The sequence below is a fragment of the Arsukibacterium perlucidum DSM 18276 genome (assembly GCF_000382165.1).
GTDB classification, from domain to species: domain Bacteria; phylum Pseudomonadota; class Gammaproteobacteria; order Enterobacterales; family Alteromonadaceae; genus Alishewanella; species Alishewanella perlucidum.
Genome location: NZ_KB907707.1, coordinates 1 through 23,262, shown reverse-complemented (window position 1 = coordinate 23,262; position 23,262 = coordinate 1). Strand labels below are relative to the sequence as shown.

The window sequence follows — 23,262 nt, the reverse complement described above, 5'->3', positions numbered from 1 at the left end:
TAAACTAATGCCGTAGCTGCTCAGAAAAGGATTGTTTTGAAAACCATTTTTCATTCAAGCTGGCCATTATTTCTTGGCGTCGCCATTGTTGGCATGACTACCGGTCTGCAAAATACCCTGTTGGCATTGCGAGCCGAACTGGAAGGCTTTGCCAGTGTGAGTATCGGCCTGATGCTGGCCGGGTACTTTATTGGTTTTTTGCTGGGCTCAATCAGGGCACCGAAAATGATCATGCGGGTCGGACATATCCGGGCCTTCGCGGCGCTGGCAGCAATGGCCTCTATCAGTATTCTGTTGCATGCTATCTGGGTAAATACCTATGCCTGGTTTTTCCTGAGACTATTATCTGGCTTCTGTTTTTCAGCTATTTTTGTTATCGCAGAAAGCTGGATAAATGATAAAGCTGACAACCAGAACCGCGGCACCCTGTTGTCAGTTTATGTCTCGATGCTGTTTGGTGGTATTGGCCTGGGCCAATTCTTAATTACTGTCGGCGACCCCCGTGATTTTATCCAGTTTACGCTGGTATCCGTGCTGATTAGCGCTGCAGTTATTCCGCTGCTTATCACCAAAACACCCGCCCCAACATTTCAGCAAGCTGAGAAAATGCCGGTACGCCAGTTGCTGAAAATGGTGCCGCTGGGCGTGCTTGGCTGCTTTATTCTGCAGTTTGGTTATGCCTCGATGTTTGGTTTTGGCCCGGTCTACTTTTCCCGGCTGGGCTTACCGCTGTTGCAGATCGCCAGTCTGATGGCCATCTTTATTTTCGGTTGCCTTTGTATGCAATTTCAATTGGGCAAGTTATCCGATCGATTCGACCGCAAACTTATTATGACGATTTGTGGTTTTGGGGCCAGTCTGGCCGCATGGTGGCTGGCTCAACTTACCGCCACCAGTGGTTGGCAGCTATTTCTGGCCTGTTATATATTTGGTGCCTTGTTTTTACCGCTATACTCTATGGCCATCGCCCATACTAACGATCATCTGGCAAAACGCCAAATGGTGGCGGCCAGCAGTGTGCTAATTCGAGCCAACGGCTTAGGGGCTATTGGTGGTTTACTGTTATCAGGCGTATTACTGGATAAGTTTGGCAATGCAGTATTTTTTTACTTTATCGGTCTGTTACCCGCAGTTGTCGGGGTGCTGGCGTTTTATTATTACTGTTTCCAGCGCCAAACCAACCAACGGCCACATTCTAATGCCGTGGCTCCGACTCAGGTAACTCAAACCATGATTAACAATGCACTGAATGATGATTAAACGGCTGTGTATTGCAATTCATTGCTAACCCCGTTAGCGTAACGCTATTCAGACAGTATTTAGCAGTCATTGTCTTGTTAAAAAGAGAAAAGATGTTCAGACAGATTTTTTGTTTAGTTGCAGTATTGCTGCTAAGTCTTAAAGGCTTGGCTGTTGCTGAAACTCGCCCAAAATCAGTGTTACCTGCACCTGTCCAACACGTGTTTCGCCTCTCCCCCGACAATGATTTAAGCCAGGGCAATGTATTCAAACTGGCGTTAGATCAGCATAACAAACTCTGGCTTGCTAACGAAGATGGTCTCGACAGCTATGATGGCTATCGGGTTAACCCTGTTCGCTTTGGTTTATTATCAGAAACCACTTCAATTGAAGATTTTATGTTTGTCCGGCCCGGCATTATGCAAGTGGCCTCTGCCAGCCATGGTTTGTTGCAGCTTGATTTGTACGACAATAGCATTACCACATTGCAACAAATTGACGAAAGTTTGTCAGATAAGTACAGCCAGATGATCTATGTTATCAGGCAAGATAAATCAGGGAACATGATTTATGCTAACTTAAACACTGTCTTTCAGCTCAGGAACGAGCAACTTGTCAGCGTGTTTACCTTGCCAAGTGATGACATTTATACGCATTTTATCTGGGACATATTACAAGTTGGCAACCATATTTATATTGCCAGTAGTGAGCAACTCTGGCGGCTGGATTTAGCCAGTGGCCAATACCAACAAATCCATTTTTTAACGGGCAATAGCTCTGCTAAGCAGCGTGAAAATATATCGTTATACATTGACCAACACTTTCTCTATGTCGGTACAAGGGCCGGATTACACAGGATTCCGGTAGAACAACTCGACCAACCGTTTAAAGATCCCCCGTTGAAGGTTGTCAGTGAGAAAATGATAGACGATGCAACTTTCTGGTTGATAAGGCCCGCTCCACAAGGCGGCTTAATGTTGGCAAGCAGCAAAGGCTTAGTGCATTTGGCAGATGACTCAACCATAAACACCTTATTTCAACCCTCACAAACCCCTCAGCCACATTATGACGACACCGTTTACGATTTTGCTCAAGATGAATATGGTAATTTCTGGCTGGCAATACGTGGTGACGGTGCTTACTATTGGCAACCTCGACAACAACGCTTCACCAACATTGGTATTCAACAGCAACTTAGCCACCCAATTATCCTCAGCCTGCTAAGTGACAATGATGTGCTGTGGGCGGGCAGTCAGAATGGTTTAAACCGCATTGAGTTGTCTACCAAGCAAGTTAGTCGCTATCTGGTTAATCTCGATCCTGATGTTGTTGGTTACAACGCAGCCATAAATCATATTCTGCCTGGCAACGAAAACCGGATCTGGTTAATGACAGATGAAAACATCCGGCTATTTAACGGTCAAACTCTGTTGGAAGAATATGTTAAAAGCCCCGAGGTTGCCGTGCAATTAGCTAAGCTTCCTTACAGCATGGCGGCAGATAAACTGGGTAATTTATTTTTACAAAACGACAATGGCTTTTTTAGAATCAGTGCGGATGGTGCTGAGTTAACCCCCCTCTCTGTGCTGAATGACGCCGCAAAAAATGTTAATTACAGCAGTATTTACTCCATCGATCCCCAACACAGCAACGCTCTGATTATCAGCTTTGATGCGGCAATCTGGCGTTATAATTTTGAAACAACTCAACTGCAATTACTGTATAAGCTGCCTGAAGGCATGCAACGAGAATCCAGCTATCTTGAAAGTATGGTAGTACTTGGCGACAGCTTATGGTTGCTATTTTACCAGCAAGCCCTGGTAGAACTAGACCGCGAGACATTAGAAATAAAACAGCAAAAATTCAGCGACGAGTTACCGGCTTACTCTTTGTACGCTATGCAGGCCGACCGCTTGGGATATTTGTGGTTGAGCAGCCACCGTGGCTTATGGCGTTACAATATCGAGGCCGATAACTTCAGACAATTTACAGTCCTCGATGGCTTGGTAGCAAATGAATTCAATGGCATGGTGCACGCGACTCTGCCAAATGGCAAATTAGCATTTGGCTCTATAAAAGGTGTAACCCTGTTCGATCCAATCCAGTTTACCCATCGCCAAAATAAAGTAAGAGAACTTGCGGTAAGTCATCTGAGTTTGATGTCCAGAAAGCTCCCCGACTTGTTGCAACCGCTTAAAAAAGCACATGTTGAGCTTGATCATCAGGACTATGGCCTACAAATTTACTTATCTACCTTTAGTTATAAGCAACAAAATCAAACTCGGTATCGTTTTGAGCTTACCGGCCCATCAGCTATCCCGGCTTTTACCAGCTATCAACCGACTTTATTGCTACCACAGTTAAAAGCAGGTCGGCATTTGTTAACAGTCACAGCTTTCGACCCGTTAAAAGAAAAATATACTACACCAGCATATGTTGAAATTGTGGTAAAAGCAGCGCCCTGGCTCAATAGCCTTGCTAAGAGTTTTTATTTCCTGCTGCTACTGTCTGCTATTAGTTACTGGTTCTACCGCCGCCAGCAACAACGTCAGTTGTTGTTGAATCACAACCAGCAGCTGCAGCAGTCTGAACAACGCTTGATGCTGGCTCTTGATACTGCTGACAGCAATATCTGGCAGTGGCAGGCCGAAAACGATTGCATATTTCATCAGGCCCGTCTGGCCCTGCTTGGCGTCAAGCAACCAGATAACGGTATTGTGTTCAGAGAGTATGTTGAGCTGATCCATCCGGACGATCGCAATGATTTTCAGCGCAGTTGGCTGGAACTGTTACAACAGGAAACAGAGCAATTTGACCTGATTTACAGGATTAAAGATCGACAAGGCAATTGGCTATGGTTTAAAGATGTTGGTAAGGTTACACAGCCCGGTATAAGCTGCGCCAAGCAAATTACCGGCATTTATACTAATATCACCGCTCGTAAGTTAACAGAGCAGGCACTGACGCAGTTAACCCACCACGACAGTTTAACAGGCCTGCCAAACCGCAAACTGCTGTTAACCTTGTTAACGGATGCCTTGCAGGCGCAAGCCATTGTTGCAGTATGTTTTATTGACCTGAACCGGTTTAAACAGATAAACGATTCCCTCGGCCATGAAAAAGGCGACCAGGTATTACAGGTTATAGCCAGCCGCTTAAAAAATGTGCAACGGCCAACTGATATTCTGGCCCACCTCGGTAGCGATGAATTTGTGCTGGTACTGAGCTTGCAGCAGGCTGAGCAACTGGCCGGATTACTACAACAGGTACTGCAGCAACTGGAACAACCTTTAACATTAGATAACGAATTACTTAGTATCAGTTGCAGTATCGGCGTCAGTCGTTATCCGGCCGATAGCAGCACCGCTGCAGAGCTGTTAAAACAGGCAGATATTGCCATGTATCATGCCAAAACCCAGAGCCACCAGCCTTATTTACTGTATCAGGCTACCATGCAGCAACTGGCGCTGCATAACCTGACCCTGGAGCATCAGTTTAAGCAAGCACTCGCTGCTCAGCAGCTGCAAAATTACTATCAGCCGGTTGTAAACATCAACACGACTAAAGTGACTAGTATTGAACTGCTATTGCGATGGAACAACAATGGCAAGATGGTACCGCCTGATCAGTTTATCTTACTGGCCGAACAGTTAGGATTAATTGATCAGCTTACCTGGCAGTCGTTGCGTCAGGCGCTGACCGATTTGCAACAACTGCATAGCAACGGCTATCAGCTTGAATTATCGGTTAATTTATCGGCAGTACAGTTATGCTCAGCTAACTTAGCCAGCAACTTGCAAGCCTTACTGGTTGAGCATCCGGCATTGTTGCCCTGGATTAAACTGGAAATTACTGAAAGTGCCATTATGACTAACCGTAAATTGGCGATCGCTACCATGCATCAGTTAAAAGCTGCAGGATTTAGCCTCTATCTGGACGATTTCGGCACCGGTTACTCGTCACTTACCTACCTGCAGGAATTTCCGATCGATTTGATAAAAATTGACCGGCGTTTTATCCGCGATTTAATACCAACTAAACCTCATGCCATTTTAGATACGATCCTGACTCTGGCTGATAACCTGTCGCTGCAGTGTATTGCTGAAGGCGTAGAAACCCCCGAGCAACTAAGCTATCTGCAACAGCGTGACTGCCAGCTTATTCAGGGATATTTATTCGCCAAGCCTATCCCAGTCGAACAACTTCGGGAGTACCTGAAGGATGCCGGGCAAACTATTGCTGCCATATTGCAGTCTTTGCGCTAACCCGCCAGACCAGATAACTGGCGTATTCGGCAATCAGTTTACTGTACAAATCGTAGTTACTGAGATTAACCGTAACCATGCAATTCCAGCCACAATTAAGAGGCCGGAATGTCTGGCTACTGACAGTGCTCAGTCCAGCGTTTAGCTGGTGATAGTTGATTAAGTTAATCACCCGCCATCCATGAAAATCACTGGTAATAACCTGCAACCGTTGCCGCTGATTCAGGCGCTCGCTTAAACTGTTGAACTCCTGGTAAGTGTTATCACCAGCATCAAAGCAATCAATAACCAGCGGCTGCAGCTGCTGGCTTAACAGGTAATCCTGATACGGCTGACAATAGCGGGTAGTGATAATAACCGGCGCAGTCTGTCCACCCAGGCTTTGTCCAAGCCGGTCCAGCCTCGCCCTGGCACAGGCAGGCAACGCCTCGGCCGAACCACCACACCCCAGCACAACATAGATACTATTGCTTTGTGGTAAACTGCTACCGCTAATTTGCGCAGCATAATGGCTGCGAACCATATTAGCAAAATAAGTATTGCCTGCCAGATAAAAGCCCAGTAACAACAACCACAAACCTTTTTTCCGGTAAACAATACAGGCAACTAACAAGCCATACAGAAAAATATTTTGTGGATACAAAAAAGGTTCAAGCAGATCTTTCATCAGGCCCCCGCGGCACTTCTGCTCTCCCAGCGATCGCAGAAATGGTTAGTCGTTGATTAAACACCGCAGCATTAAGTAAAGCCCATGGCAACCACAGCATGCCAGATGTCATTACATGCCCTGCCAGCATCGCCACACCCAGCAGTAATACGTTAATAAATAACACAGTTGCTGCCAGCGGATGCACTGTTAACTGCGCAAAACTGGTGTAAAAAAACCGGCCAAACGTCAGGCTGAAAATAAGCACACCGGCCAGGCCATAAAATACCATTAAATCGAACAGGTCAATTTCAATAAAGTATTTTTTCAGCAGGACACTGACCCCGGCAACACCTACCCCGAACACCCGGTGGATCAGCTGATAATGCTGTTCAGTTTGCTGCCAGATAACGCTTAAATATAAGTCTCTGGATGACAACAGAATTCCCAGCACACCGCGTTGCTGATAAGCATAAGCCAGTTTATCGTACAAACCGGCTGCCCGTAACAGTGGCTCAGCGTACCAGACAAATAGTAGCAGAGCAGTCAGCGCCAGTAGCAGGCAAACTAACAGTTGCCTGTAGTATTGGCGGTAAAAGCCTGGCCTGGCCGACAGTAATGGTATTAAGGCTACCAGCAGCAAGCTACCCAGCAAGCCGGTTTTGGTCAGCAGCAACAATGCACTGCCAATAGTTAACAGGCTAAGCAGCAAATAGCGGGCTTTATGCTCTGGCCAACAGCGCCACAATAACCAGCCGCTGACGACCAGCAACACCACTGCCAGCTCGTTAGTCGAATAAAAAAAGCCTTTTACCCCTAAAAAAGGCTGGTCAACATTGTCCATTGGCTGATAAGCCGTGTAACCAAAACCAAGCAACCCTAACGCCAGGTTAAGTAAAATAACAGCGTAACTGAGCAGCATCAGCCGATCGGTCATTATCAGAAAAGCATCGGGGTAACGCCGGCAAAACTGCAGGAAAAAGCTGAACGCCAGCAGCGGCGCCAACGTTTTTAATAGCAATGGCAATTCACTGCCAATAAAACCAGCCGCTCCACGCCCGCTAAGGGCCGGGATAGTCAGATGGCTGTAAGCTGGCCCGCCGAGCCCCAACAGCAGTATGCCAAGCAATAGCAGCAGGCTTTTACAACGCCAGAGCACCAGTTGCCACAGCAGCAGACTGAGCAACAATGCTTTAAACAATAAAGACCATGGCAATACCAGCGGCGCCTGTTGCAGGCCACCACTAATACTGTCGATAAGCAAAAACCACGGCGCCAGATAAAACAGCAGAAAAGCGGGCCAGCTGACAGAAGTCAGTTTGGGTACCAGACCGGCAGAAATTGAGTTGGGTAATAGCGCTGACAACATTATTTTTTAAATAACCCCGCCAGGCCTTTACTAAACAGTCGGATCCGTAAATTACTTAACCAGGCCATTTTTTGTTTCAGATAATAGCGCCATTTTAATTTCTGTAAGCCATAGCGGCACTGCCCCAGTAACTCCAGCAAACCCAGCGGCTGTTTTTCCATCATCAGCCGGTAAAACATCTGATTTTGCAAGTTGCGCTCACTCATCAAAGGCCGGTGTTTGGCAACAAACTGTTTATGGGCATCCAGTCGTTTGGGCGAGTTGGTGATCCGGCCCAGTTCATGGCCAACATTTACCTTATAACTGGCATTGCTTATCCGCCGGGCGGGCCCGAATGCTGCCACTACCCTTACCCACATATCGTAGTCCTGAAAAGCGGCCAGGCTTTCATCGAACCCTTGCAGCTGCAGCATCCTATCACGCTGCACCAAAGCCTGATTCGATAACGAGTGCAAATCGAGTAAGCTGCTTAACGTCACCACTTCATCTACCGCAAATAAGGTTTTCCGGAAGCTGCCATAATCCCAGATATAACCCGAGCAAACGCAGCTGTACTGAGGATCGTATGCCTGGTATAAACTGCTCAGGCGCTGAGGTAAAAACTCATCGTCATCATCAATGCCGGTAACAAATTCGCCCTTCGCTTCGCTAATCGCCCGGTTACGGGCAGCACAGGCGCCCTTGCCTTCAGGCTGGCGGAAAAAGCGTACCCGCTCATCATTAACGTATTTATTGGTAAGGCTGGGCCAGGTATCATCCGTAGACGAGTCATCGACCACCAGTAATTCAAGGTTGGGATAATCCTGCGCCAGCACTGAATCAATGGCCCGGGTAGCCATGGCCACCCGGTTAAATGTTGGCATATATACGCTGATTAACGGCCAGTTTTGTTGTGAATTCATGCTTGTCATCCTGTTACACCTTGCCAGTCCAGTACCACCACAAATAGCGCAATAAGCCGAGTTGACGAGCAATCCTGCTTGGCTGCAATAGCAGCCGGTATGCCCATTCCAGATTCAGTTTACACCACAGTGCCGGCGCGCGTTTCACATTCCCGGTGTAAACGTCGTAAGTGCCTCCTACTCCCATATAAAAACAACTGGGGTGAGCCTGACGCAGCCGCTGGATCAATAACTCCTGTCTGGGCGAGCCCATGGCAACGCTGATAATCCGCGGCTCAGTTTGTTTAATTTGGGCTATCAGCGCTGCTTCGTCACTGAAATAACCATCTACCGCCCCTACCAGCTTAGTACCTGCGGCGCTAAGCTTATCGCGGGTTTGCGCCAGCACCTCTGGCTTAGCCCCAATAATAAATACCGGTACCTGAAAACGCGCCGCCCGTAGCATAAGTTCCTGCCATAACTCACAGCCTGGGATCCGCTCTACATGCCGGCCTAAGCGCCGGCGCATGGCCTTAACCACACCGATGCCATCAGCGTACCGAATATCGGCAGCCTCAATAACCTCGCGTAACTGTGGGTTACGGCTGGCCGCCAACACTTTTTCAGGATTAACGGCGATAGCAGAGCCGGCAAATACCGGGCCTTTCGCCGGGACAATATACTCAAGTAGCGCAGCCATATTTTTAAAAGCGGCGACGTCTATTACACCAACTGTTACCTGCTCTGGCATTTTGGTTTGGGTTGCTTCTGGCATAAATCAGATGTCCTGATAAAGATTAATTAGTTTAGCGGCAACGTCGCTGACTAAACATTGCTCTGCCCACGCTCTTGCTGCCAACTGCATCTGCTGATAGTGCGCTGGTGACAATTGCCACACTCTGGTTAATGCACGTTGTAAATCAGCAATAAGCAACTGTTCATTCAGCGGTGTTTGTTGACTGTTTTGTGCCACCAGAAAGCCATTTGTTCCACTTCGCAGCTGCGCCGCGGCACCATCAGTGAAGGTGGCCACTACCGGGGTATAACATGCCATTGCTTCGGCCATCACCAGGCCGAACGATTCATTGCGCGATAAGCTGATAAAACAACGGGCTTGCTGATATAAACCAGCAAGCTCGCTGGCTGTTTGCGGGCCACGGATCCTGACATCAGGGTATGGCTCTGCGGCCTCAGCTAACAGCTTGAGCATAGGGCCAGCGCCCGCGATAACCACTTTCTTACCCGCTAAAAAAGGTAATAATGCAATCAGGCGGTCAATACCCTTGTTATGGTCAAGGCTGCCGACATAAAGTAAATCTATTGTTTTAGCGCTGATATCAAGTTGCGACACCGTAGCAAAGCTATCGGCAATACCGGCTGACAGTACCGTGCTTTGCGGGCAATCCAGACTAAAGCGGTTTTTCAGAGCGTTACTGGTAAAAATCCAATGCTGTACCTTAGCGGCACACCAGCGATACCAGAAGCCGGGCGGCTGATATTTATAAATATCACTGCCATGGCAGGTAACAATAATTTTTGCCGCGGGGTTGCGCAGCGCCTTGTACAGTAGTGCCAGCCAGATAGTCGGATAAAAGAAATGTACATGCAGTATCATGTACTTATGCCGGCTAAACAGAAAACGCCAAATAAAGTCAGCAAAAAATACCGGATATTTTAATAGCCGGTTCAGCCTTGAGTCAGTATGCCAACGCATAAAATGGTAACCAGGCTTAAGTCCGGTAAGCGCATCAACCTGCTGGCGGACAAACAAGCCCTGAAACGGTGCCGTCGGTTTCGGCCCCATATTGGTGATAATTAACACCCTGAGTTTGCTATTCAAAGTTGTGCTATCCAAAAGCCAGTATTCCTGACTACAATAAGCGCAATGGCTATTAAAAACACTTAGTTTATAGCTAATTAGCTGCAACTAACCAGTTAAGTATGTATTAAACCAGATTATAAGCCGATAGCAGCTGACGACAGGCTGAATAAAGTAGATACGGAATGAGTATGCCGATACCTGAATCAACTTACAGCGTATTGTTGGCAACAATAGCCAGCTTGCTTGCTATCTTGCTGTTAAGGCCGTTAGCGCCAAAACTTGGTTTGCTGGACATTCCGCAGGGTCGTAAACAGCACAGTGGTGCCGTGCCGTTAATTGGCGGCCTGGCAATATATCTGACGCTGTTACTGGTACTTGGTAATCATATCTCATCAGATGTGATGCTGGGCTATTATCTGGCCTGTGCGGCGCTTATTGTTATTCTTGGCGCTTTTGATGATGCCCTGGATTTAAGTGTCAAAATTCGCCTGGCTGTGCAGCTTATTGTCGGCCTGGCCATGATTTACAGCCTCGATTTACATATTAATAATCTGGGTAATATTTTTGGTTTTGGTGCAGTAGAGTTAGGTATTCTTGGCATTCCTTTTACGCTGATTGCGGTAATTGCCGCCATTAATGCCTTTAATATGACCGATGGTATTGATGGTTTGGCCGGCCTGCTCAGTATGGTCAGTTTTGGCAGCATCGCGGTCTTTATGCTGCTGTGGGGCCAGGCAGAACAGGCGTTGTTACCACTGGTATTTATTGCAGCCCTGGTGCCCTATCTGGCCTTTAACCTGGGTTGGCTTAAAAATAAAAAAATTTTTATGGGTGATGCCGGCAGTATGTTAATTGGTCTGTCAGTGATCTGGCTGTTACTGATTAGCACCCAAAGTGAAACAGCCAGTTTCCGGCCCGTTACCGCACTTTGGTTAATTGCCATTCCTTTAATGGATATGGTTGCCATCATGTTGCGACGGATCTTAAAAGGTCAGTCGCCCTTCCAGGCAGACCGTGAACATCTGCATCATATTTCATTACGGCTCGGTCTTAACTCAGGCGAGTCACTGATTTTGATCACTGCCCTGGCCTCTGTTTTTGCCTGTGTTGGCATTATTGGCGAGTATTTGCTGGTACCGGAAGTGGCGATGCTATTGCTGTTTATCCTGGTGTTTGCGGTGTATATTGGCCTGCTGCAAAATATCTGGCGAATTATCTCTGCGCTACGTCACAACTTAGCCAACCGGCGAAAATCATAATGTCAGTTAATCGTTCCTCAATGAGCACTCTATGCTAAAGAAACTATTAGTTGCCAGAGCAACCGCGATGCTGGGCGACCGCCTGGTTAAGCTGCTGGCTGCGGCCATACTAACTATTTTTGTGGCCAGAGTATTAGGTGCCAGCGAGCTGGGTATCTATTCCATCGTTATGGCCTGGAGCGCATTTTTAGTACCGTTAACCAGCATGGGCCTGAACAATAATGTGATCCGGCGGATGGTTCAGCAGCAAACTGGGCAGCAAGCGATGACCCTGCTATACAGTGCAGTCAGCGTCAGGCTGGCGCTGGGTTTGCTCGGTGGTAGCCTGATGCTGCTGGGCTTTTATCTGCTCTACCCCGATATACTCAGCGGCAATACCGGTATTGCCATTCCGGTGCTGTTTTTACTGCAAAGTTTTTTTGGCTTTTTGCTGTTTGAATTTTATCTGAACTATCAGGGAACGTTTCGCAGCACCGCCTATCTGAAAACCGCCATAACCCTGGTCAGCTTTGGCGCCAAACTGGCCTTACTATACAGCGGCTTTGGCATTGCCAGTTTACTCCTGATAACCGGCATCGAATTTTTACTGGTAGCTACTGGCCAATACCTGCTGTTCCGCTATAAACAGCAACCCTTTATGCCGGGGGAAACCCGCTGGCCACCATACCATCCCCGCTGGTTTAATAAGGCACAGATAACATCGTTACTAAAGCGGTCCAGTTGGCTATGGCTGTCGGGAATTGTCACAGTCATTTACCTGAAAATTGACATAGTGATGCTGGGTGCGATAGCCGGCACTGAGCAGGCAGGTATCTATGCCGCTGCCAGCAGGTTATCGGAGCTATGGTATGTATTCCCGGCCACTTTAGCGACCCGCTACTACCCTGATATGTTAAAAGCCTATCAACAGGGTTTAACCCCCTATTACTTAAAGTTGCGCCGGTTTGCCCTGCTATTTTTCAGTGCAGCGCTCAGTATCGCGGTGCTAATGACTGTTGCCGCACCCTGGCTGATTGGCTTATTGTTCGGGGAAGATTTCAGCGCGGCAGTTGAAGTGCTGCGTATTCATATCTGGGCCGGTTGCTTTATCTTTATCCGCTATCTGATCAGTCAGCATCTGGTCATTACCGAGCAGGAGCCATTGTCATTGCTCAGCCATGGTATTGGCGCCCTGCTGAATGTTGGTCTTAACCTGTGGCTAATTCCTACTATGGGGATTGTTGGTGCAGCCTGGGCAACCCTGGTGTCTTATGCCTTCGCTTCCTTTTTCTTCTTATTTATTTTCGCCAGCACCCGCGCGCAACTATGGCAACTTATTACCGCGCGCGGAGCCGGCCGCCACTGAAAGGGTTTTACATGAACAAACCACCATTTATCGAAATTAAAGGTGTGCAATTCCGGAATAAAGGCGCTTACCTGATGTTACTGGCCTGTCTTGATGGTTTAAAAAGCCTGCCGGATTATCAGTTAGTTTTATCGCCCGGGCCTAATTTACCTTACCCGGAACGGGCCAGGCTTGGCGCCTGGCAAAAACTGGCGTTCCGGCGCAAAGGCATTGATTTAACCGGCCTGATTGGTAAGTTACCCGGAAGCATTCAACGGTTGTTTAAGCGCTACGGGATGGTTACCGAGCGCGATGTAGACATTGTATTGGAAGCCAGCGGCTTTGCTTATGGCGACCAGTGGCCGCTGCAGTTTTTGCAAAATACTGCCAGGGAAGTAAAACGTTTTAATGCAGCCGGTAAACCCTTTATCTTTATGCCGCAAGCATTTGGACCTTTTGCCAGCGAGCAAAGTAAAGCGGCTATGCGGGACATTATTCAGCATGCCAGGCTTATCTTTGTCCGCGACCCTGTGTCGCTGAGCCATTTGCAAAGCTGTGTCAGCCCGCTGCCAGCAAGCGTGGTACTTACCCCAGATTTTACCGTAGGGCTAACCCCTCAGGCTAACCATGAGGTACCCGATATCGCCACGCCTTACGCTGCCCTTATTCCGAATTCTAAAGTAGTATCAAAGTATAACCACGCCGATGCCGAAACTATGCGGGCGGGCTATGTCGGCGCTTTCGCCGCAGCAGCGGATAAACTTACCGTGCTGGGCTATCAGGTGGTGCTGGTAAATCACGAAGGGCGGGAAGACGCTGAACTGTGCGCTGAAATTGCCAAATTATCACCTTGCGGTTTAGTGCAAATTGAAGACCCGCTGGCGGTAAAAGCTTTTATTGGTGGTGCCGAACTGGTTATCAGCTCACGTTTTCATGGTGCCGTAAACGCCTTAAGCCAGGGAGTGCCTTGCATTGCCACCAGCTGGAGTCATAAATACCATGCCATGATGAGCGACTTCGCCATGGCCGATTTTTGTGTCGAGGAGCTTACCGCTGACAGCCTGTGCCTGCGAATTGATCTGCTGCTGGCAACCAAAGCCGACATTCTGCCCCAGCTGGCCGAGCGGGCTGCTCAGTTAAAGCAGCGCAATCAGCAGATGTGGCAGCAATTACAGCAACACCTTCCCACGGTAAGCCGCGATTAGCGGGTCAAGTGTTTAATCACCAGTGCGGCTGAAATGGATGGCTACGTTTAGGGTGTTGTCCACTTTTTCCGGGCCGCCGCACATTTCGTCGTAAGCTGACTGGTGTACCAGAAATGCCTGGCGCACCACGCACTCTGTCAAAGCCTGTTTTACTTCTTCGACACTATGAAATTGCTGGGGCCGGTTGCTATCGTCAACGATAAAACCTTTGCGGCTGTCGAATACTACCTCAACCAGATACACTCCCATTTCAAAGGAATGGATAGCGATTTCATCAATCCGCACATCCTGCCGGTTCAGGTGGGCAACGCGATGGTAATGCATGGCAACGCTCCGTTGTTATTGGTTATTTACCAGTTGTTATTAATGCATGTCAGCAGTTAACCATTTACGTTACGTAGCAGGATAAAAATCAGATTATTTTTTCTGCTGTTAAGCCATTGCCAGCAGAACCAAGCCACGCAGCTCTCATTACATTCATTACTTTACCTGTGCCTTTAAATAACGCTACTATCAGAAAAATTTTTCGCCTTTTGCGATAACACGCCGCCACTGAGTGCTACCATGGATGCCAGTTTTTTTCGTTGTAAGCAGGTTCTTGTTATTGAAGACAGTGCACCCGTGCGTGCTTCAGTCAAAGCAATGTTGCAAACAATTGGTTTTGAGGCCATTCACTTAAGTCGCGATGCCAACGATGCGCTAAGCCGCTGCCATAATATTCCTTACGATTTTATACTTTGCGACTTTAACCTTGGCGAAGGCAAAGACGGCTATCAGTTATTTGAAACCCTGAAGCAGCAGGCACTGATGCCACCACTATGCTGCTTTATTATGATCAGCGCCGAAAGCCAACGCCAGCTGGTGCATGGCGTTATTGAATTACAACCCGATGATTACATTTTAAAGCCCTTTACCTTTCCTATATTAAACGAGCGGTTAATCCGGTCCGTTAAGCAAAAAATTGCTTTGAGAAAAGTCTATTTGAATTTGTTTGAACACAACTTCACTGATGCCATTAGAGAATGCGACAGCGTGGTGCGTAACAAACCCGAATTCACTTTTCAGGCTTTGCGGATTAAAGGTGAATTACTGCTTAAAACCGGCCAGTATCAGCAAGCCGAGCGTTTCTATAAAAGTGTGTTAACGGACAAAGCCCTGCCCTGGGCCAGGCTGGGCGCCGCTATTGCTGCGTTTTATCTTGAGCGTTGGGATGATACTGAGCTGCAACTGGCTGATTTAACGCAGTATGATATTACTAAGGTAGAAGCGCTCGACTGGTTGTCGCATCTGATGGTCAAATATGGCCGTTATGAGGCTGCGCAGCAAACCTTATATCAGGCAGTATTATTGTCACCGAAAAATATCAGGCGGCAACGCACGCTTAGTAACCTGAATGTTATCATTGGTGACAAGGAAACCGCGGCCCGTATTAATGGTAAGTTGCTGGCCGCAGCCCGTTATTCTGTTGAAGATACTGCTGAGAATTACCTGAATCATGCCCGCAGTTTAATAGATGTTGCTTACAGCAAAAACCCGCTGGAGCGCACCGTTATTCTGCAAAATGCCAGTCAGTTACTGGATAGTGTCATTAAACGTTTCGCCGACACAGACTGGCAAAAAGCCATTAATGTGGTGCGCAGTCGGATCCTGGCAGCAAAAGGCCTGTTAATCGAAGCCCGCCAGCCATTACTGGACAATGGTGTCGCCGACAAAGCAGAGAAAATGACCATCGACAGTTGCATGGATGCTGCCAAAGCCTATTTTGAACTGGGAGATATTCACAGCAGTCAGTTTTATATTGATAAACTGGCCAGTTATCTGGTCAACGATGATTATCTGACTGAAACCCAGAAAATTATGCTGAAGATGGAAAAAATCAGGCATGAGGAGTTAAAAGCAACCATTAAACAGATTAGCGCTGAAGCAGCCGAAGCCTACGAAAATGGCTTTTTTATTCAGGCCGTAAGCCTGTTTTGTGAAACCTTTGATCATATGCCAACAAATACCATCATCGCCCTGAATATTCTGCAAACGGCCAGTAAATGTGACAAGCTGCCGGTCAAATATCTGCGTTACTGCAAGCAAGCGATTAAGTTGCTTAAAGCTTGTGTGCTTGAGAAGTCGAGCAAGGTTAAATTTCAGCACTATGTCGCGATACTGTGTGAGCATTATCCGCAGCTTGTGGTGCGAACCCCGCGACCTAAAGCAAATAGTTAGCTCCAAAAGAGTGGTGATTGTCCGTTTCAGCCCGGCAAGAAAAAATGCAACACAGCCGCACGGCGGCTATGTCAGGTAATCTGAAATATTATAGAGAGGCTAAAAAGCGTTCGCGCCGTGGCAGGTAGTAGTTATCATAATCCAGAGAGAACAACACCTTGCCAGCACGGCCAACAATTTCGTGGCGCGGCACAAAGCCAATTACCCGCGAGTCGGCGCTGTTGTCGCGATTATCGCCCAGTACCAGATAATGCCCTTCAGGCACCCGCACCGGGGCAAAGTTAGCCAAACCACTCGATAGCGGTGCTAACTTAACGGCATGACGGATACCACCCAGTTGCTCGGTTAACAGTACTTCGTTGCCAGGCTCTGATTCCGCGGCTTCAGTTGCCGGATCTGACTCGGTGTACGCCAATCGTTCGCCATTAATACTCAGCACATTATGTTGCATGGCCACCACATCGCCCGGCATACCAACAACTCTTTTCACTAGGCGGTTATCGGCGGCTTCTGAGGCAAAGATCACAATATCGCCGCGCTTCGGGTCAGCCAATTTCAGCATTGACAATGTGCTAAACGGCAGGCGTAAGTCGTAAGCCATTTTATTAACTAAAATCCGGTCACCAATTTCAATGGTGGGCTGCATCGAGCCGGTCGGTACGTCATTCCAATCTGCTACCGCACTTCGAAACACAAACATCAAACTGATAAAAACGATAAGGCCGCGGTTATCGCGCCACAGTTGTTTAAGTTTATTCATAACTTCCCTTGTTGATTACGTAACGCCCAGTATGACCAAAAGCCTGCGACCAAGTTCAGGCCTGCTCACATAAGGCTTTCAGTTTTTGTAGTGCTACAGGCCAGCAGCGTGACATAAACTCATCATACGAAGGGTCAATTTCCTGCTCTACTTTTACTTCAGTGCCCTCTGGCAGCGTTTTAAAATAGTAATTTTCAAAGGCCGGCGCCCAGCTGCTAACCTGCTCACTGCTTAAGTCATCTTTACCGCCAACCACAAAGCCCAGGTGTTTAATCGAGACAAACTTAAGCGGTTCCAGCTCAGCAATGGTGGCCACCATGCCATCACCAGACGGCGACAAAAACCGCATTGGATCGCCCTGCTGCCACTTACCCTCATAGTATGAACCTTCGCAAAAGGCCGCCGTCCAGATCCGAAAACCGGTATCATCAAACATCCGCTGCCATACCAACTCTATTGGCGCGTTAATCACAGTACTGAAGTTTATTTGTTTAACCTTGCGCATATGTCCTCCTTCGCTTTTCAGCGGGTTAAACTGGCAATTTGCTTAAATATGGCCCGAGCCAGAACAACAACAGCAATTAACCCCAGGCCGAAAAAAATGATTAACTGCACGGTGTTAAACTGCTCCCGTGCCAAAAAGATAAAAACCAGGTAAGCAATCGTCATAGCTGCCAGGAAAAAATCGCTTATCCAGCCGACGTATTTTAATAGATGAGATTTCATTATAGTGTCTGTTTTGCTTTGCAAATTAACTCTGACGTTACTTTCAATTGAAAGCCAATACAATAGTCTATGTGGCACTTTGGGCGTCAATCTTACTGGTATATCTCATTACTAAAAATGCGAATTGTGATTAATTAGTTTATTAACAGTTAATATTTATTGATGAATTGAAATACTTTGCCTAAAATTCCGCGTAAAGCTGAAAATAAGGATATTGATATGGCCGAGTTTTATATTGCAACCCGGGCGCAGCGCGCCAGTGACATTTTTGCGTCAGATCCCGACTTACTGGCCCGCTTTAATGAGTTTAACCGCACCAGTACTATGGATATGCTGGTTCCGGGCAAACCTTATTTAACCTCTTGCGGCCCAAACGATACCTTTATTTCCGGGCATATGTCGGCCATGCCTCTCGCCGCGCAGCAGCGTATTGCCCAAACCTATTCTCATTATGAAGAATACACCTTACCCATTGCGCAAACCGTTGATGAACATATTAAACCAGTAATGGAGCGGATTGAGCTACATGGTTTACCAGCTGCCGCGGCTGCAATCAGCTTAGCAGGTGAGCAAAGCAGTGCTTTGCAAAAGGCATTAATAAAATATCAGGTTGCGCTGGAAGATTTACATCAAGCCAGTCAGGCCAAAAGCGCTGTTAGCGGCGCACGTGCCAGAGGCGCCCATAACCCGCTAATTGCTGCCAAAGAGGCGGCAGTTCGTGCGGCGCATGCAGATCTGATTATGCGCTTCCAGGCCCAGTTAAAGCGCTATGCAGCACTTAACAAAGCCAGCAGCACTAAAACAACCTTAGCGAATGTTGATCGCAGTATTAATGTCGCCAAAAGTGGCCGCAATATGCATGGTAATTCAGCGGGTAGCCAGCGCACCGCCAATACCTTGCAGGTCAGCACCTCACAGCAAGTTGTCGCCCTGAATAACTACGCGCGATATAGCCGTATTCTGGGTAATGGCGCTATCCTTGTAGATATTGGTTTCCGGGCAAATAGAGTTAAAGGCGTAAGTGCAAATGGCGGCGATGGTACCAGAGAATTTGTGGTTCAAAGTGCAGGACTAACTGCATCCGTATTAACCGGTATTGGTGTTGGTAAACTCGCAGTTGGCATAGGCATTAAGCTTATTCTGGGGCCAGTAGGCTGGGTCTGCTTAATAGGGGCTGGTCTATATGCCGGTTATAATTTATCGAAGCATGCTGATGAATCAGCACAAGACTTTTTTGGTAAGCGATATGATCAAATTACGAGAACCCGGTTGTGACAGAGAACGAAATTGAGTTTTCACTGCTAAGTAATCTTTTCGGGCTAATGTTGGTTTCATCTGTGATTTCCTGGCTGGTTTTTGCAATGTTCAGCATGCGGCCAATAGAGCGAAAGATGAGGGCCGCGCAGAAAGATACAATTAGTAAGTGGGACGGCCCAGGCTGGCGGGTAATGTGGTACGCCTGGGCGATATTTCTGCCTATTTGCGGTTTTAATAACTCCCGAGATCCGTTTTTAAATCCGGTAGAAGTTAAGAAATACGCCAGCCGCAAAGACTGGTGGCTGGCGGCATGGGTATTTCTATCTGTTTACCTGATGATTAGCACTGTAATTGTTGACTTTATTTTCAGCTAGGAAACTTTCAAAGCCTTAGTCCGCTATGAGCGAATTGCGGACATTGGTCTGGACATTAATTTTGTTAAAGTTCACATTTCGAGTATTACAATCCAACGGTGTTTGCTGGCTTGCCGCCAACTCACTTATCTTTACTCATCTTGATACTCGTACATATCTCGATGATACTCACGCGCAATCTCTTCTGGATCAACATAATCATGAGGGTTTATATTAAAGTGTTCTAGAGGATCGACGTCATCAAATGAACGGTACTCATGAGAAAATCCAGCGGCCATAAGTTCGTCCAATCCTTTTATATCAAGGTTGCAGCATTTACAGGTGAACTGCATAGGGATAACCCTAACCTCTTGAACAAGCTCATCTCCCCTCAGAATTGGAGCACTTCTGCCTACTGGTGTGGCGACAAGTTGTCCAGTTTGTGCACACGCTGGACATTTGACATATATAAGATGATGACCGCTAGCTAAGACTGCGGATATCACTTGTGTCTTTGAGGACTCTCTCATCTGACTCTGTTGTTCATTAGTCAGGGAGAAAAAACGATCCTTACATACTTTTATAAGGTCTCTAACTCGTGTTGTGCGATCTTTAGTTATGGCGTTGGCCGTTTGTTGGGCAAGCTGTGCATCCTCAGGCCCTAACAGTGCAGCTAGACTCTGATCGGCAAACTTTGCGGCCTTAACGAAGAATGAATAGATGCTCGGCATAATACTGTCTGGGTTGATCTGATTCATTCCAGTCTTATCGCCATGAAGCTCTCCATTTCGGATATCAATAAGCGTTCTTACCTTTTGAAGTTCAATTTCTGTTAAATCTGGGACCAACCTTTGCAGTCGCTTGATGACATCGAAGAAATCAATCGTTTTTATAGGTGCTCTGGGTTCTTGCCCACACGCGAAAAGGATACTCTCTAAATCCGTGGCAGCATTTAGCGCGGGATTGACATGACAAATAGTTCCACGGGCAACAAACTCTACTGCAAAGGCTACGTTCAATAGGAAGTCCTCGTTTGCTCGGTCCCTAGATGTAGCCTTCGTCCAGTAAACATAAGCTTTTGCATAATAGCTTTCAGCAGTCCAAGTCATTTTTATTCCTTCCAAATGGCGAATCTATATAATCCAATCCTATCGGGGTCTTTGTAAGTGCTACGAGAATGAAACGTACCCCAGTTATCGATTAACGCAACTCGATGCTGATGCCAGTTTATTCGGCATAAAGGTAAACCTCCAGAATTAATGTAATTGGCTACCTCCTGAGCCTCAGGGTTCTGTGGCGTCATCACTACTTTGTTATAACGGAAACACAGACGACCATCTTTTAAAGTTAGCATTCGGCAGTAGCGAGGAGTAGTCCCATGTAGGAGAAATAAACACCTCGAAAGATAATCATGACCATACTGTTCGATTAATCGACGTGCATCAAATAAAAGTGTCTCGGTGTCGCGTGGGCGAGGCGCAACCAATAAGATATATTTTGGCGGTACTGTTACACTGGCAAAATCGGTGTGTAATGGAAACTCCCCAAGACCAAAGCGAGATGATAATGTATTAGTTCTTGCGGCATCTTTAGTAGTAGGACTCAAACGATGGAAAAGTAACTTCGTAGGTTGCATTAACCTCACAAGATGCTTAACATTTAGTTCATTTCGCCCGCAGCTACGTGGAAAAAGCTTCCATTTTGTCTCATCAGCAAACTGCTCCGATTCATATCCATTAAATAACTTAGAAAAGATGTCGTCTTTCAAGTGAATATCCTAACCTCAATCAATATCAGGGGCTGTATGCCCAGATAGTAATATAGCTATGTGTGACCAACGAGAAAGTTGCTGACAGGCCTTGTTAATCACTGATTGATCGAAGTTTATTCTCAAGCGCCTTTTCCAAGGAATTCAAGCCTTCACCATTTTTAAGGTAGATTAACGCCCGGTGATGAACCATGTCAGATGGGATATCCTGAATAACTTGTGCTAAAGGGACTACTACCTTACCCAAGGTATGAGCTATACCTGTTTCGTACATTACGTTTGGATTTTTGCCAGAAAAGTCAACGACAACAATTTTTGCTCTAAAGATTAAGCTAAAAATGTCCTGAATAATGGATGAACTGTCCCAGATATCATCGGCCCTTAAGCATCTATAGCCAGCAGACGCACAGGCATTTTTAATCGAGTCATATACATTATCGAAACCTGCAAATGGCATCATTACGGCAACTAAATCTTCCTCTATTTCGCCATCAGGTATTGTAAAAACACTTGGTGAAAACGTAATTTTTTTCTCAGAAGGCTTTGCAGAAATATAAGTAATATTCTGGTCTGGATACCATTTATCCAAAAACTCTTCAACCGAAGTAAGAGCATTGGGATTATGATCGTGCATCGCTCTGAGAACACTTATGATATTTCCGCCATAGTCTTCGTCTCCAAAATGCAAACTGCGCAAAAGCCTAGAATGTCCGGAAATTAGATGTGAACAATCAGTGAGAAGCCCAATCTCTTCCCAATTACTTGAAGTGAAGTCTTCTTCAATCCTGCGCTTTAAGTCAAGAATCAACTGTCCATTGTAATTTTTCATTTTATCCTTACCTCAACAGAGGACGAACTCATTAGAAGTTGAAGCGTATTCGCTGAGCCGTTCCGTAATTAAGTATTTATTGATCCGTTTTTGCAAATTTAATGTGTTGAACAATACCCCCCATTTCTAAAACTTACAATAAGTTACAGGTACAACAGATACATTAGTTTGAGACAAATGCGGGGGGGTAAGAGGCTACTAAACATAAAGTAGTATTAAAATCACTGTCTGAGGTTTTCTCGGACATCACATAGCGGCTAATAATTATGTACAATTAATGTCCGATTTTGGCAGCCAGCAGTCAGAACCGCTGTGAGCGTGAAGCGGACGTACAATCAACATCATTTATTTAAAATAAAGTTTGCTTTACCTTGTTAAATTAGCAACGCTCACCATCGCCTAATGGCCTAGGCGCGCCCCCACCAATCAATGTCCGGTGCTTACCAAGCGTACATGGTAGTCGTTAAACTTACTATTGTTGTAAACATTGCCATTGCCGAAACCGACGACCCATGCGACACCACTATCTTCAGCGTACGACGACGATGACCAATACCAAATTGTAGGCGTATTTGGAAAAGCCCACCGGTTAATCGTCGGCAGGGGATTGGAGCCTGGGCACTTTCCATTTGTTTCGCGAGCGAACTTTCCATTGGGACGGACAGAGGGTGTGCGTTGGCCGTTACTGCATAATACCAGCGTATCCAGCTCATCGACCGTTGGTAGCCGCCAGCCGTCTTTAGCCTGCTGCATGGCATCATCCCAAGTAAAGAAAGTCGGCTCGCCGATGCAGGTTTCCTCTGTCCAAAGCTGGCCAACACTGCAACGTTGCCAGGTAAGGTTGGTTTGGATATCTGTTACCGTACCATCACCATTATCGAAATAAGGCACAGGAGTAAACTGTTTAGACTGCGTCGCAGAATGGCAGGAGCTTAATAGGAGGGTTAACGCGCCCAGCTTCATGATTTTCCCGATCCTATTAACAAGCATACAAAACTCCTTTTTAAACTAAAATAACTCAGGCAATTACTGGTTCTATACTAGATGATGGCTCTCGGAAACTTTGATCTGTACCAGCAACAGTGGACACTTCACTAAGCACTGTTCTTCAATTCAAAATTCTCTGGGCTGAGATAGCCAAGAGCACTATGCCTTCTGGTCTTGTTGTAATCAACCTCAATGTATTCAAAAACGTGCTGTCGCATTGTTTCCCTATCCATTATCGGCTCGTCCTGGATTGCTTCAACTTTCAATGAGTGGAAGAAGCTTTCCGCGCAGGCATTGTCCCAGCAGTTACCTTTGCGGCTCATGCTTTGCACCAACTGGTGCTTTTTAATCAAGT

The 23,262-nt window shown here is 46.7% G+C and carries 22 protein-coding genes; 8 read left to right on the top strand and 14 right to left on the bottom strand.

Annotated elements, in window-relative coordinates:
- Positions 1-36: 36 nt before the first annotated feature.
- Both H141_RS19945 and H141_RS0106835 read left to right on the top strand, forming a co-directional pair.
- Positions 37-1,260: an MFS transporter gene (locus H141_RS19945; RefSeq protein ID WP_019675508.1), complete on the top strand. Its 1,224-nt coding sequence runs from the start codon at positions 37-39 to the stop codon at positions 1,258-1,260.
- A gap of 92 nt (positions 1,261-1,352) precedes the next feature.
- Positions 1,353-5,504: an EAL domain-containing protein gene (locus H141_RS0106835; protein ID WP_019675507.1), complete on the top strand. Its 4,152-nt coding sequence runs from the start codon at positions 1,353-1,355 to the stop codon at positions 5,502-5,504.
- On the opposite strand, the gene H141_RS0106830 is transcribed toward H141_RS0106835, so the two are convergent.
- The 5 genes from H141_RS0106830 to H141_RS0106810 are packed head-to-tail and all read right to left on the bottom strand — an operon-like array spanning position 5,473 to position 10,255.
- Positions 5,473-6,171: a YdcF family protein gene (locus H141_RS0106830; protein ID WP_019675506.1), complete on the bottom strand. Its 699-nt coding sequence runs from the start codon at positions 6,169-6,171 to the stop codon at positions 5,473-5,475. The two genes, H141_RS0106835 and H141_RS0106830, sit on opposite strands and share 32 nt — an antisense overlap.
- The gene (locus H141_RS19940) at positions 6,155-7,519 is read right to left on the bottom strand and encodes an O-antigen ligase family protein (RefSeq protein WP_019675505.1); all 1,365 of its coding nucleotides are present in this window, start codon (positions 7,517-7,519) and stop codon (positions 6,155-6,157) included. Before H141_RS19940 ends, H141_RS0106830 begins: the two co-directional genes overlap by 17 nt.
- Entirely contained in the window at positions 7,519-8,421 is a 903-nt protein-coding gene (locus H141_RS0106820; protein ID WP_019675504.1) for a glycosyltransferase, read from the bottom strand. The genes H141_RS19940 and H141_RS0106820 overlap by 1 nt, the downstream gene beginning before the upstream one ends.
- A gap of 13 nt (positions 8,422-8,434) precedes the next feature.
- On the bottom strand, positions 8,435-9,175 hold the full coding sequence (locus H141_RS0106815; protein WP_019675503.1) for a WecB/TagA/CpsF family glycosyltransferase: 741 nt from the start codon (positions 9,173-9,175) through the stop codon (positions 8,435-8,437).
- A 3-nt stretch (positions 9,176-9,178) separates the two neighbouring features.
- Positions 9,179-10,255: a glycosyltransferase family 4 protein gene (locus tag H141_RS0106810; protein WP_240473105.1), complete on the bottom strand. Its 1,077-nt coding sequence runs from the start codon at positions 10,253-10,255 to the stop codon at positions 9,179-9,181.
- A gap of 155 nt (positions 10,256-10,410) precedes the next feature.
- Between H141_RS0106810 and wecA the strand changes: the two genes are divergently transcribed.
- The 3 genes from wecA to H141_RS0106795 are packed head-to-tail and all read left to right on the top strand — an operon-like array spanning position 10,411 to position 14,010.
- Entirely contained in the window at positions 10,411-11,481 is a 1,071-nt protein-coding gene (gene wecA, locus H141_RS0106805; protein ID WP_019675501.1) for a UDP-N-acetylglucosamine--undecaprenyl-phosphate N-acetylglucosaminephosphotransferase, read from the top strand.
- A 31-nt stretch (positions 11,482-11,512) separates the two neighbouring features.
- Entirely contained in the window at positions 11,513-12,826 is a 1,314-nt protein-coding gene (locus tag H141_RS0106800) for a flippase (RefSeq protein ID WP_026349284.1), read from the top strand.
- Positions 12,827-12,837: 11 nt separating this feature from the next.
- Positions 12,838-14,010 carry a polysaccharide pyruvyl transferase family protein gene (locus H141_RS0106795; protein WP_019675499.1) on the top strand — a complete coding sequence of 391 codons (1,173 nt, stop codon included), beginning with the start codon at positions 12,838-12,840 and terminating at the stop codon, positions 14,008-14,010.
- Positions 14,011-14,022: 12 nt separating this feature from the next.
- On the opposite strand, the gene H141_RS0106790 is transcribed toward H141_RS0106795, so the two are convergent.
- Positions 14,023-14,334, bottom strand: coding sequence for a DUF6482 family protein (locus H141_RS0106790; protein WP_019675498.1), 312 nt, complete (start codon positions 14,332-14,334; stop codon positions 14,023-14,025).
- A gap of 240 nt (positions 14,335-14,574) precedes the next feature.
- Here H141_RS0106790 and H141_RS0106785 point away from each other — a divergent pair, with 240 nt between their 5' ends.
- Complete coding sequence (locus tag H141_RS0106785; RefSeq protein WP_019675497.1) at positions 14,575-16,227, top strand: tetratricopeptide repeat-containing response regulator; 1,653 nt, start codon at positions 14,575-14,577, stop codon at positions 16,225-16,227.
- 88 nt (positions 16,228-16,315) lie between these two features.
- Here H141_RS0106785 and lepB read toward each other — a convergent pair whose 3' ends face one another.
- Genes lepB through H141_RS0106770 form a run of 3 tightly spaced genes read right to left on the bottom strand, consistent with a single transcriptional unit; the run spans position 16,316 to position 17,713 of the window.
- Complete coding sequence (gene lepB / locus H141_RS0106780; RefSeq protein WP_019675496.1) at positions 16,316-16,987, bottom strand: signal peptidase I; 672 nt, start codon at positions 16,985-16,987, stop codon at positions 16,316-16,318.
- 55 nt (positions 16,988-17,042) lie between these two features.
- Positions 17,043-17,492 (bottom strand): SRPBCC family protein, encoded by a 450-nt coding sequence (locus tag H141_RS0106775; RefSeq protein ID WP_019675495.1) that lies wholly within the window; start codon positions 17,490-17,492, stop codon positions 17,043-17,045.
- 17 nt (positions 17,493-17,509) lie between these two features.
- Positions 17,510-17,713, bottom strand: a complete 204-nt coding sequence (locus H141_RS0106770; RefSeq protein ID WP_019675494.1) for a hypothetical protein — start codon at positions 17,711-17,713, stop codon at positions 17,510-17,512.
- Between the two features lie 219 nt (positions 17,714-17,932).
- Here H141_RS0106770 and H141_RS0106765 point away from each other — a divergent pair, with 219 nt between their 5' ends.
- Together H141_RS0106765 and H141_RS0106760 are read left to right on the top strand one after the other, a co-directional pair.
- Entirely contained in the window at positions 17,933-18,988 is a 1,056-nt protein-coding gene (locus H141_RS0106765; RefSeq protein WP_019675493.1) for a hypothetical protein, read from the top strand.
- Positions 18,989-19,104: 116 nt separating this feature from the next.
- On the top strand, positions 19,105-19,344 hold the full coding sequence (locus H141_RS0106760; RefSeq protein ID WP_019675492.1) for a hypothetical protein: 240 nt from the start codon (positions 19,105-19,107) through the stop codon (positions 19,342-19,344).
- Positions 19,345-19,475: 131 nt separating this feature from the next.
- On the opposite strand, the gene H141_RS0106755 is transcribed toward H141_RS0106760, so the two are convergent.
- From H141_RS0106755 to H141_RS19930, 5 genes are all read right to left on the bottom strand, one after another.
- Positions 19,476-20,432, bottom strand: a complete 957-nt coding sequence (locus H141_RS0106755) for a hypothetical protein (protein ID WP_019675491.1) — start codon at positions 20,430-20,432, stop codon at positions 19,476-19,478.
- Positions 20,433-20,434: 2 nt separating this feature from the next.
- On the bottom strand, positions 20,435-21,091 hold the full coding sequence (locus H141_RS21410; RefSeq protein WP_157610798.1) for a Fe(II)-2OG oxygenase family protein: 657 nt from the start codon (positions 21,089-21,091) through the stop codon (positions 20,435-20,437).
- A 94-nt stretch (positions 21,092-21,185) separates the two neighbouring features.
- Positions 21,186-21,920: a hypothetical protein gene (locus H141_RS0106750; protein ID WP_019675490.1), complete on the bottom strand. Its 735-nt coding sequence runs from the start codon at positions 21,918-21,920 to the stop codon at positions 21,186-21,188.
- A gap of 426 nt (positions 21,921-22,346) precedes the next feature.
- Positions 22,347-22,910 (bottom strand): Lcl C-terminal domain-containing protein, encoded by a 564-nt coding sequence (locus tag H141_RS19935; RefSeq protein WP_019675489.1) that lies wholly within the window; start codon positions 22,908-22,910, stop codon positions 22,347-22,349.
- Positions 22,911-23,014: 104 nt separating this feature from the next.
- The coding region (locus H141_RS19930) for an IS3 family transposase (RefSeq protein WP_019675488.1) at positions 23,015-23,262 on the bottom strand (248 nt) is incomplete at its 5' end.

Excerpts from the sequence above, each read along its gene's own strand:
- H141_RS0106835 (WP_019675507.1), top strand. The coding sequence starts at position 1,353 with ATGTTCAGACAGATTTTTTGTTTAGTTGCAGTATTGCTGCTAAGTCTT.
- H141_RS0106830 (WP_019675506.1), bottom strand. The coding sequence starts at position 6,171 with ATGAAAGATCTGCTTGAACCTTTTTTGTATCCACAAAATATTTTTCTG.
- H141_RS19940 (WP_019675505.1), bottom strand. The coding sequence starts at position 7,519 with ATGTTGTCAGCGCTATTACCCAACTCAATTTCTGCCGGTCTGGTACCC.
- H141_RS0106820 (WP_019675504.1), bottom strand. The coding sequence starts at position 8,421 with ATGAATTCACAACAAAACTGGCCGTTAATCAGCGTATATATGCCAACA.
- H141_RS0106815 (WP_019675503.1), bottom strand. The coding sequence starts at position 9,175 with ATGCCAGAAGCAACCCAAACCAAAATGCCAGAGCAGGTAACAGTTGGT.
- wecA (WP_019675501.1), top strand. The coding sequence starts at position 10,411 with ATGCCGATACCTGAATCAACTTACAGCGTATTGTTGGCAACAATAGCC.
- H141_RS0106800 (WP_026349284.1), top strand. The coding sequence starts at position 11,513 with ATGCTAAAGAAACTATTAGTTGCCAGAGCAACCGCGATGCTGGGCGAC.
- H141_RS0106795 (WP_019675499.1), top strand. The coding sequence starts at position 12,838 with ATGAACAAACCACCATTTATCGAAATTAAAGGTGTGCAATTCCGGAAT.
- H141_RS0106790 (WP_019675498.1), bottom strand. The coding sequence starts at position 14,334 with ATGCATTACCATCGCGTTGCCCACCTGAACCGGCAGGATGTGCGGATT.
- H141_RS0106785 (WP_019675497.1), top strand. The coding sequence starts at position 14,575 with ATGGATGCCAGTTTTTTTCGTTGTAAGCAGGTTCTTGTTATTGAAGAC.
- lepB (WP_019675496.1), bottom strand. The coding sequence starts at position 16,987 with ATGAATAAACTTAAACAACTGTGGCGCGATAACCGCGGCCTTATCGTT.
- H141_RS0106775 (WP_019675495.1), bottom strand. The coding sequence starts at position 17,492 with ATGCGCAAGGTTAAACAAATAAACTTCAGTACTGTGATTAACGCGCCA.
- H141_RS0106770 (WP_019675494.1), bottom strand. The coding sequence starts at position 17,713 with ATGAAATCTCATCTATTAAAATACGTCGGCTGGATAAGCGATTTTTTC.
- H141_RS0106765 (WP_019675493.1), top strand. The coding sequence starts at position 17,933 with ATGGCCGAGTTTTATATTGCAACCCGGGCGCAGCGCGCCAGTGACATT.
- H141_RS0106760 (WP_019675492.1), top strand. The coding sequence starts at position 19,105 with ATGAGGGCCGCGCAGAAAGATACAATTAGTAAGTGGGACGGCCCAGGC.
- H141_RS0106755 (WP_019675491.1), bottom strand. The coding sequence starts at position 20,432 with ATGACTTGGACTGCTGAAAGCTATTATGCAAAAGCTTATGTTTACTGG.
- H141_RS0106750 (WP_019675490.1), bottom strand. The coding sequence starts at position 21,920 with ATGAAAAATTACAATGGACAGTTGATTCTTGACTTAAAGCGCAGGATT.
- H141_RS19935 (WP_019675489.1), bottom strand. The coding sequence starts at position 22,910 with ATGCTTGTTAATAGGATCGGGAAAATCATGAAGCTGGGCGCGTTAACC.